This is a genomic window from Okeania sp. SIO2F4, assembly GCF_010672385.1.
Lineage (GTDB): Bacteria > Cyanobacteriota > Cyanobacteriia > Cyanobacteriales > Microcoleaceae > Trichodesmium.
Map to the genome: position 1 here is coordinate 1 of NZ_JAAHGT010000744.1, position 4,919 is coordinate 4,919.

3 protein-coding genes are annotated in these 4,919 nt (G+C 34.1%); 2 read left to right on the top strand and 1 reads right to left on the bottom strand.

Translation table 11 applies throughout. The annotated features are described in order from the left end of the window. Positions 1–40: 40 nt before the first annotated feature. Complete coding sequence (locus tag F6K22_RS31750) at positions 41–529, bottom strand: hypothetical protein (RefSeq protein ID WP_293107470.1); 489 nt, start codon at positions 527–529, stop codon at positions 41–43. Positions 530–779: 250 nt separating this feature from the next. Between F6K22_RS31750 and F6K22_RS31755 the strand changes: the two genes are divergently transcribed. Both F6K22_RS31755 and F6K22_RS31760 read left to right on the top strand, forming a co-directional pair. Next, positions 780–2,024 carry a glycosyltransferase family protein gene (locus F6K22_RS31755; protein WP_293107473.1) on the top strand — a complete coding sequence of 415 codons (1,245 nt, stop codon included), beginning with the start codon at positions 780–782 and terminating at the stop codon, positions 2,022–2,024. A 1,850-nt stretch (positions 2,025–3,874) separates the two neighbouring features. Next, positions 3,875–4,919, top strand: a 1,045-nt coding sequence (locus F6K22_RS31760; protein ID WP_293107475.1) for a glycosyltransferase, incomplete at its 3' end; no start/stop codon positions are given.

The following is a 4,919-nucleotide window of genomic DNA, read 5'->3' on the forward strand; positions in this document are numbered from 1 at the left end:
TAAATCAATGATGACCCAGTATTTGATACACAAGTTGCACTTATTGTCTAAACCAAGGTCTATAGAAGCGTGCATTATCAGATTTTACTACTAGCTGTGGTTCCTCTTCTGTAATAAATTCTACTTCAAAAAAACTGGCATTAAAGCGAGGAATTATCCTCACTTCTTTCAGGTTTTTACCTACTAATCTTTCCGGGAAGGGAATTTTTACTGTACCATACTTAGTCTTAAATTTGAGAGATATTGGGATATTAAAATACCCATTTTTGACTTTAATTCGAGGTATTATTAAAGGAAAATACCCTGGTTTATTGAGGTATTTAGGTATTCGTATTTGTTCAAAACGATATAGACCTTCCCATTTCTTTTGAATTAAGTTGAAAAATGACTTAAAAGACTTATCTACAACCTTCAAGGTTTGCTGTGCAATATCGGTTTGAAGTAGTTGGTAATTTTCGTTATCTTTGCAGTAATGGTAATTTGACTCGTATCTTAGATATTCGCCCTCAGCAAAATAGAATTGTCGCACAGAGTAAAGCCCTACGTTGTACATATTCTTAGTCAATCTGCACAATTGCCTCAAGGCTATAAACTCCTGACTAGACAGGTTTCTAATTTTGTTCTTTTGGGTAAGATACATAATTAATTTTCGCTGTATATTATAGTGAAATTTTTTAGGAATGTTAAGCTAACTACGGGTTAAAACCTGCTCTTATTGTTTTCATCCAGCCGTTAAAACTGGCTGGTTTTCAACTACCCGAATTTTTACGATGAAAATAATGGTTTACTCTCATGATACTTATGGTCTGGGAAACTTACGCAGAATGCTAACAATTTGCCGATATTTACTAGAGGAAATTCCTAAACTATCAATATTGCTTATATGTAGTTCGCCAGTGGTGCATAGTTTTCGGATGCCAAAAGGACTTGATTATATTAAACTTCCATGTATTGCTAGGAATGAATTTGGTGAACTTGCAGTTAAATATCTGGAAATAGAAAAAGAAGAAATGCTCAAACTGCGTTCTGAGTTAATTAAGATAACGACAATAAATTTTAAACCAGATGTTATTTTAGTAGATAAAAAACCTTATGGGTTGCAAGAAGAATTGAAAGATACCCTAAAGGAAATCAAAAATTCTGATTACTCTCCAAAAGTTGTACTATTACTCAGAGATATACTTGACTCTCCTGAAAAAACAATCGCAGAATGGAAAACCAAGAGATATTATGAAGGAATTGAAATCTTTTATGAGCAAGTTTGGGTAGTTGGTATGCAGGAAATATTTGATATTACTAAAGAATATAAATTCCCTGCTGCAATTTCAGGAAAAGTCAAACATTGTGGTTATATTCGTCGCAGAGCAGAGGGAAAAAATAGCTACGAAATACGAAAAGAATTAAGTCTTAATCCTGACCAACAATTTGTATTAGTAACTCCAGGGGGTGGTGCCGATGGTTATGATTTAATTGACAAGTATATTTCAGGATTAGGTCATTTACCAAAACAACGTAAAATTAGGAGTTTAATTATTTGTGGTCCAGAAATGCCACAGGAAAAGCAACAAGCACTCCATCGAAAAGCAAAACAATATTCTCGTCTGAAAATTATTGAGTTTACTGATGAATTAACAAGCTATATGAATGCTGCTGATACGATTGTTGCTATGGGTGGATATAATACGGTTTGTGAAATTTTTTCTTTTGAAAAACCAGCAGTTATTGTACCAAGAACTCAGCCAGTTAAAGAGCAGTTAATTCGTGCTGAATCTCTGGAGAAAGTAGGTTTACTTAAGGCAATTCATCCAGACTTATTAAATCCAAAAAATTTGATGGCAGCAGTTGTAGATAAACTAAATAATGCCGCTAAAAATCAACCTAATTTTTTTAATTTAGATTTAGATGCACTACCTCGAATTGTTGACTTTATTTATAAGTTATTCTATGGAGAAACATCTGCTGATTATAGTTATGTTGCTTATAATTATCCGGATGCACAACCGTTAGTTACAGCTCAAAAATAGCTTTTATTCTGATAGTTTATCTGGAATTTTGTTAAACATTTATAATTCAAATAAATTACAACAAAAATTAAACAATTTGGTATTAGTCATTTCAGTTATCAGTTATCAGTACCTCTGGCTGTTTGCGCAGCATGACCTAGGAAAGCATCGGGATTGAAATGTAAGCATTCAGCACTCAGTTAGCCTCCTAGGTCTGAACTACGTTAACAGCTATCAGCTATTAATTTATTGCTTTTTGAGCAGGAATTAGTATTGATAGATTTAAGGAGAATTAAAAGTATTGGAAAAAAACTGACCTTGACGAGGGAGAGTGTATATTCATTATCTATGAAACAGCTAAAAGCTGAGTGCTAATAGCTGAATGCTTACATTGAAATACTGAAGTTAATTGTTTTCATCCCCTTGAAAGGGGAAGCTTGAGACCTTCTTTTTTGCTCAAAGGGATATCTCCTTTCAATAATTAATAATTAATAATTAATAATTAATAATTACCTCTTCTTATAACATTGAGGATTGGCGCTCAAGGAATTTTTTTCTTCTCTTGGTTGATTGGAGGCAAGCGTTCGCGTAGCGTCCCGGAGGGAACGGAGACCTCGCCATCCTTCAACCGCTTTTTTCTCCATGAATGGAGAGGCTTTATACCTTAATTTTCCGATCAAACCTTTTTATCGCCCTTATTATTCGTAATACCAATTTACTTTAAAGATGTCACGAATTAAATGTGAAATAATTTCCTGGAATTACTGTAGGGTCAAAGTTTTGAGCCTATAAAATCTTAATGCATGACTTTTTTAGGGGTGATTCGCGAATCACTCCTACTGACTTTTAATTTCTGTGAAACGGTATAAGATTATTTTCTTGAAATGGTATTACAACCTGATATCCTAATAATTGAGTTATATCCTTTTGGCAGAAAAATTTTTTCTCCAGAGTTAGGTAAGCATTCAGCTATTAGCTGTCAGCTATCAGCAACAAGACTCTCTCATATAGGATAATGTTTAAATTAATATAGACTTTAAGAGAAAGGGAGCCAACTTTTGTAGTAAGAGAATTAATAAAGCTTTTATCGTCAACTAAAAGCAATAGCTGATAGCTGATGGCTGACGGCTGAATGCTTACAGAGTTAGTTTATTTAGACTTCTTGCATAAGTCAGTCTAGGGAAGGTAAAATCGGGAACAAAAAAATATATTTTGAGGAAAAATTTACCCAATAAAGATTGAATTTTTACTTTTACAAGAGGTCTAAGGGAATAGCAGAAAATAAATTATCCCAATTTTTGTACTATACCCTGACTGGTTACTCCCTACTCCCTTACTTTTTCAATTTCTTCCCTACTTCCTACTCCCTACTCCCTACTCCCTACTCCCTTATTTTCATAGCTAATGGGATAATTTTTTATTTGGAAGTCCCTAATATTTATTCCTTTTTCCTTCTTACCAAAAAATGAGGTCTAAATCTTCCCCTTTTAAGAGGATGAAAAGAATAAACTTGATTATTTCAAGCCTTTGGGTTTCCTACGGAATGCTGCGCAAACAGCCACAGATACTGTTAACGCAGTTCCTCCGACAGGAGGCTAACTGATAACTGAAATGACATCTTCCTTACTTTAGAGACTGTTTGTAAAATAAGTATTAACAGAGATGCGTAGTGACTAAAGTCTAAAAGCGTTAATACTTGAAGGGATTGAAATCTGATAGATACAGAGGTGTTCGGTAAATACATTCCTAGATTTATCAATGACAAATAGTTGTCTTTATTTATTTACTCTTCCCTATTCCCTATTTCCTATTCCCTCTTCCCTATATGCTTTTTATATTTCCTGATACATTCAATCTCTTAATCAAAAATTATGAAAAAGAAAGTCTGTTTAACTACTTTAGAATTTCCACCTGATGTTGGTGGAGTAGGTGAGTCAGTTTACCGAATTGCTCGAATGTTATTAGAGTTGGATTATGAAGTTCATGTAGCTGTTTTTCATTTCAATAAAAAAAGGAAAACTATCCAACGCGCTCATCGTCAAACAATGGAAAAAGATGGCATTTTAGTACATCGTTTAAAGGCAGCAATTCGGACAACAGAACCTTATACACCTAGTGTAATGATTATGGATTATCGGAGTGAAATATACTTTCAACTCCAACGCCTCTATCAAGAGTTTAATTTTGATTTACTTCATTCCTTTTTTATTAAAGAAACTGGGTTTTTAACAACATTATTAGCTTTAGAAAATAACTTGCCTATAATTAATAGTATTCGTGGTAGCGACCTCCACAAACATATTTTTGACCCCCAACAACACGCTCAATTATCTTGGACTTTAGAGAAGGCATCTTGGTTAACTTTTGTGAGTGGGGATTTATTCAAACGTGCTAAAGTTTTGGTATCTAACATAGAGAAAAAATCCTCAGTTTTTTGGAATTCCATTCAACCAGTAGATTTTGATAATTTTGCCACTCCAGAACTGGTAAAAAATTTACGAGGAATGGTTATTGGTTCGGTAGGCAGATTCCGGGATAAAAAAGGATTAGAATATCTGCTAGATGCTTGTGCTCAACTAACTAAAGAAAATATTGAATTAACATTATTATTAGTAGGTGATTTTGTCGCGAGGGAACAAGAATATTGGCAAGAAGAACTTAAGAATAGTGGCATTACTAACCGCATCATTGTTACAGGAATGTTGAGTCGTGGGGAGGCGATGACATATTTACCTTACATGGATATTTTTATGATTCCTTCCCTGAATGATGGTTGCCCTAATGCTATGTTAGAGGCAATGTTAGCTAGTCGAGCTATAGTAGGATCGAATGTTGATGCCATTGGCGAAATTTTGACAGATGGTGTTGATGGTTTAGTTGTTAACCCAGGTTCGAGTGAAGAGTTAGCAGTAGCTA

Excerpts from the sequence above, each read along its gene's own strand:
- F6K22_RS31755 (WP_293107473.1), top strand. The coding sequence starts at position 780 with ATGGTTTACTCTCATGATACTTATGGTCTGGGAAACTTACGCAGAATG.